Annotated in this window: 6 protein-coding genes and 1 tRNA gene; 3 read left to right on the top strand and 4 right to left on the bottom strand. The window is 59.3% G+C overall.

The window, feature by feature from the left end:
* The coding region (locus WA989_RS00965) for a putative bifunctional diguanylate cyclase/phosphodiesterase (protein WP_424338663.1) at nt 1–1,316 on the bottom strand (1,316 nt) is incomplete at its 3' end.
* Nucleotides 1,317–1,428: 112 nt separating this feature from the next.
* Between WA989_RS00965 and WA989_RS00960 the strand changes: the two genes are divergently transcribed.
* Nucleotides 1,429–1,974, top strand: a complete 546-nt coding sequence (locus WA989_RS00960; RefSeq protein WP_424338662.1) for a VOC family protein — start codon at nt 1,429–1,431, stop codon at nt 1,972–1,974.
* A 36-nt stretch (nt 1,975–2,010) separates the two neighbouring features.
* On the opposite strand, the gene WA989_RS00955 is transcribed toward WA989_RS00960, so the two are convergent.
* From WA989_RS00955 to WA989_RS00945, 3 genes are all read right to left on the bottom strand, one after another.
* Nucleotides 2,011–2,976 (bottom strand): homocysteine S-methyltransferase family protein, encoded by a 966-nt coding sequence (locus WA989_RS00955; protein WP_424338661.1) that lies wholly within the window; start codon nt 2,974–2,976, stop codon nt 2,011–2,013.
* A 9-nt stretch (nt 2,977–2,985) separates the two neighbouring features.
* Nucleotides 2,986–3,141: a hypothetical protein gene (locus tag WA989_RS00950; protein ID WP_424338660.1), complete on the bottom strand. Its 156-nt coding sequence runs from the start codon at nt 3,139–3,141 to the stop codon at nt 2,986–2,988.
* A gap of 238 nt (nt 3,142–3,379) precedes the next feature.
* Nucleotides 3,380–3,469 (bottom strand) — tRNA-Ser (locus WA989_RS00945).
* A 109-nt stretch (nt 3,470–3,578) separates the two neighbouring features.
* Between WA989_RS00945 and msrA the strand changes: the two genes are divergently transcribed.
* Together msrA and WA989_RS00935 are read left to right on the top strand one after the other, a co-directional pair.
* Entirely contained in the window at nt 3,579–4,232 is a 654-nt protein-coding gene (gene msrA / locus WA989_RS00940; protein ID WP_424338659.1) for a peptide-methionine (S)-S-oxide reductase MsrA, read from the top strand.
* 21 nt (nt 4,233–4,253) lie between these two features.
* Nucleotides 4,254–4,618, top strand: a 365-nt coding sequence (locus WA989_RS00935) for a glutamate--tRNA ligase family protein (RefSeq protein WP_424338658.1), incomplete at its 3' end; no start/stop codon positions are given.

Below are 4,618 nucleotides of genomic sequence, written 5' to 3'. Positions count from 1 at the left end.
GACCTGAGCTGATGCAGGCTTGAATAGCCGGTGCCGAAATCATCGAGCGCCAGCCGGATACCTTCGGCGGACATTCGCCTGAGGATGAATTCAGCGGTCTCGACATCATGGATGAGCGCGTTTTCAGTGATCTCGACTTCCAGGAATTGCGGCGGCATATCGAATTCGCGGAGCACGCCGAGCAGGTCGTCGACGATGTCTTCATGGCGCAGCTGAACCGGTGAGATATTCAGGGAGACGAAGAGGCCATCCGGCCAGTCCTGCTCACTCTCGCACACCGCCCGCAAGAGATTCAGCGTCATTTCTCCAATAAGGCCCGTGTCCTCGGCGATCGGGATAAACCGGTCTGGCATGACGATGCCCTGCGAGGGATGGTGCCAGCGGGCCAGGATTTCGTAGCCTTCAAGCGCTCCGTCGGACAGCCGGACGAGAGGCTGATAATGCGGCCTGATCTGACCTGTCCTGACAGCTTTGCGCAAATCGATTTCAAGAACCGAGCGCTCTACGGCTTTCGCGTTCATCTGCTCATCGAAATAAACGTGACGGCCGCGGCCATTTTCCTTGGCATCATACAGAGCCATGTCCGCCTGCTTGAGAACCTGCTCAACGCTCAGCGTGCAGCCCGGCCGCACAACCGCAATGCCCGCACTGACCCCCACCTGGCAGACAACATTGCCGATTTCGGCCGGTTGCTCGACAGCACGCAGCATTTTCGCGACGACGCGGTCAAGTTGATCGTCGCCAGAGGTATCGCACAGGATGGCCGCAAATTCGTCGCCGCCAAGGCGCGCCAGTATTTCGCCGGGTTTCAATTCGTCTTGCAGGCGTTCACTGACGGTCTGCAGGAAGCGGTCGCCCGTTGCATGACCATGCAGGTCATTGATCGGCTTGAACCGGTCAAGGTCCATCATCGCAACCGCATATTCAGCCGATTGCACACTGGTGACGACCTGCCGCAGCCGCTTGATGAAGGCTCGCCGGTTGGCCAGACCGGTCAAAGGGTCGTTGAGGGCCAGGAATCGCATTTGCCGCTCGGCTTCCAGGCGCTTGTTAAACTCTTTCCGGATCTGCGCGTAGCGCCGTGCCGACAGAACAAATCCTGCGACCGAAAGCGTGACGAACACCAGGGCGAACTCATCAAGCTCCCAGTCGTCATGCGCGCGTGTATAGTCGTAGAATCTCTCGATAATGTCGAACCGGCTGCCGGCCAGGATTGTAAGGACGCAGGCCGCAAGAATGATCGGCACATCCCAGCCAACCCAGCGGCGAAGGCTACGGCCGACGCGCGCCCGCATTGTGATTTTGTCCCTGTTCATGCACTATTTGTCGTCGGTCGGCCTAAATTTAGAGTGAACAAGAGGGCGGCAATCCCACATAAAAAGGCCGATACTGATAAGAAACGCCCCAATCTTCAGTTGAGAGAATTGTATGAGCCGGATATTCGGTAAGGTCTGCCAGAACGGCTATGTCGTGCGCGATATCGAAGCGGCGATGCAGCACTGGATCGAGGTGATGGGCGTTGGCCCGTGGTTTTATATCGAGGATGCGAAGACCGACTGGTTCAGGCATCGCGGCGAGGCCTCGGACGTGAAAATGTCGATCGCGCTTGCCAATTCCGGCGACCTCCAGATCGAGCTCATCCAGCAGCGCAATGACGCGCCAAGCATGTATAAGGAATTCCTCGATGCTGGCCGCGAAGGCCTGCAGCACATGTCCTACTGGACCGAGAACTACCAGGGCCTCTACGACGTGGCCCTGGCGCTCGGTTACAAGGTCGGCCACGAGGGCCAGATCGGCGGCGAGAAAGGCAGGTTCGCCTATTTCGACACCGAGGCCCACCCTGGCACCGTGGTCGAAATCTCCGACATAAGCGGAACGAAGGGAAAGACCTTCGCTCACATCCGGAAAGTCGCCGAAGGCTGGGACGGCTCAGACCCGATCCGCCGGATCAGGACCCAGACTGCGGACCAATGACCCTGAACGGGATCGCGTCAGTCTGAGCCCATCGCATTACTCAGCGGCCGCCTTTGCTGTTTCGTCCATGATGCAGTCTGCAATCGCTTCTAGATGGCGAATGTCCGACCCGCAGCAGCCGCCAAATACATTGGCGTGGGGCACGCGGGCGAGAAGCCCACGATACGCCTCGGCCAGTTCGACCGGGTTGCCACAATCGAGGTCTTCGCTGTCATCAAGTTCTGCATGTGACTTACACGAGGCATTGCAGCGAAACCCGCGAATTCGGCTGAGCCACTCCCCTTCGGCCAGCACATCCACGAAATGACTGGGATGGGCACAATTGACCATGAAGTAGATAGGCGCAGCGCCGGTTGCGGCGTCGACCATGTCGATTGCGTCTTTCAGCGTCTGTCCATTCGGCAAGCGTCCGTCTGTTTCGACCGTAAAGGACACGGCGACAGGAACGCCTGCGCGCTGGGCGGCCCGCACAACACCAATCGCTTCAGGCGCATTGGTGAACGTAACCGCCGTCAACATGTCGACACCCGCGCTCGCCAGCCAGCGGACCTGTTCGGCGTGATAGTCCTCCGCCTCATCCGCCGTCAGCAATTTGGGGGCCTGATAGCCGTCGCCCCACGGACCGATCACGCCGTTCACCAGCACAGGCGCTCTTTTTGAGCCATAGGTGTCACGCATCATTATCGCAAAGCTGGCGGCTGTCCGGTTGGCCTCTTCAAGCTCTTCGGCCTCTACGCGAAGCGCACCCGCGAAACCGCTTTGTGCCCGCCACGTGGCCGTATCGATGATAAAGCCGGCCTGCACGCGGTCCGCCAGTTCCAGATACGCCCTGAAATAGCGCTCCAGTTCTAGCGAGCCTTCCTGCGAGGCAAACAAGGTATGAGAGGCAAATTCCGGCAAGGGATGTCCTCTGTTGAAGATCATGTTGGTTTCCAGCCCGCCATCGGTCAGGAAAATCTCTCCTGACCGGTGGGGAAGCGCAAGATTGTCTCTATTCAACATGGCCACCTCCTAGACGACAGGCTGGACAGCAATGACCAGCCCCACAAATGGCGCAGCCATCGTGAATATATATGCCGCCTGGATGGCGACATGCTTCATGGCACGGCTGCTGAGTTCTGGCCCCTCGGGCCTTCGTTTCGTCAATTTTTGTTCAATACGTCTCATTTCTCATCTCCATTGGTTGAAACAGCGCGGCCGACCTCGGACGCGCCTCCAACCCTGTGAACCGAGACCTAGAGAAGGGGTGTTGTAGCCAGCGTGTGAGCTTTTGCGGAAATCGGGGCCGGAAACGTTTGAACGCCGTGGAATTAACCATACCGGAGAATGAGTCCGGCCAAACACCGCCAACGACCGGGCGAGGCCTTGGCCTGCCGGTAGTCCGGTTCGTTTGTCTGGAAGGAAATGGCGGTGAGACAGGGATTCGAACCCTGGAGACTATTGCTAGCCTACACACTTTCCAGGCGTGCGCCTTCGACCACTCGGCCACCTCACCGTGAAGTCGGCGTCTATAATGGAAGGCTGCGCCACTGCGCAAGCCCGTGATTGTTTCCGAGCTGCATAGATACCATATCATCGGCAGCAAAACAGAAAGGACGACCCACATGTTCTTTAGCCGCAAACCCGCTGCCCTCCCCTCCAAAGGCGACGCCCTGCCGGGCCGCGAGAGCCCCATTCCCACCGCTGACACCCATTTCATCAATGGCCGCCCCTTCGATGCCGAAAAGCCTGAAGGCTTTGAGGAGATCGTCCTCGGCATGGGCTGTTTCTGGGGTGTGGAGCGCATTTTCTGGCAGATGGACGGCGTCTGGCTGACGCAGGCCGGCTATGCCGGCGGCGAGACGCCGAACCCGACCTATGAGGAGACATGCTCCGGCCGCACCGGTCACACCGAAGTTGTCCGCGTCATCTACGATCCGTCCCAAGTGACCACGGCAGACATCCTCAAAGCCTTCTGGGAAGGTCATGACCCGACCCAGGGCATGCGCCAGGGCAATGATGTCGGCACGCAGTACCGCTCGGCCATCTTCACGACGAATGACGACCAGCTGAAAATCGCTGCCGCCACGCGCGAGACCTATGAAAAGGCGCTGAAAGAGGCGGGCCGGGGCGAGATCACCACCGAGATCGATCTTCTCGACGCGTTCTACCCGGCCGAAGACTATCACCAGCAGTATCTCGCCAAGAATCCGAATGGCTATTGCGGGATAGGCGGCACGGGCGTGTCTTGCCCGATGCCGACAGGTGTCAGCGCCTGATCGATTTGCTAAGCGGGTCGCGTGCCTCAATTCGTCACCCGCTTTGCCCCCTCGCCGACAGGCCGCCTGCATCTCGGCCATGCCGCATCCGCCTTTCATGTCTGGGACGCCGCGCGCCGAAATGATGGCAAAGTGCTGCTTCGGATCGAGGATATCGACACAGGCCGCTGCAGGCCGGAATTTACCGAGGCCATCTTCGAAGACCTGTCCTGGCTCGGCCTTGAATGGGACAGACCCGTCCGCATCCAGTCCGAGCATTTTTCGGAGTATGACAAGACCCTCGAGCATCTGACCGCACTCGGCCTGACCTATCGGTGCTTCCGCTCGCGCAGCGAGATTGGCGAGTTGCAGGCTGAGGCCGGGCTGCCGCCGGGCACCCCATTCAC

The sequence above is a fragment of the Henriciella sp. genome (assembly GCF_049649345.1).
In the GTDB taxonomy this organism is placed as follows: domain Bacteria; phylum Pseudomonadota; class Alphaproteobacteria; order Caulobacterales; family Hyphomonadaceae; genus Henriciella.
Note: the sequence above shows the minus strand (reverse complement) of the source record. Positions and strands in the feature narration are given on the sequence as shown.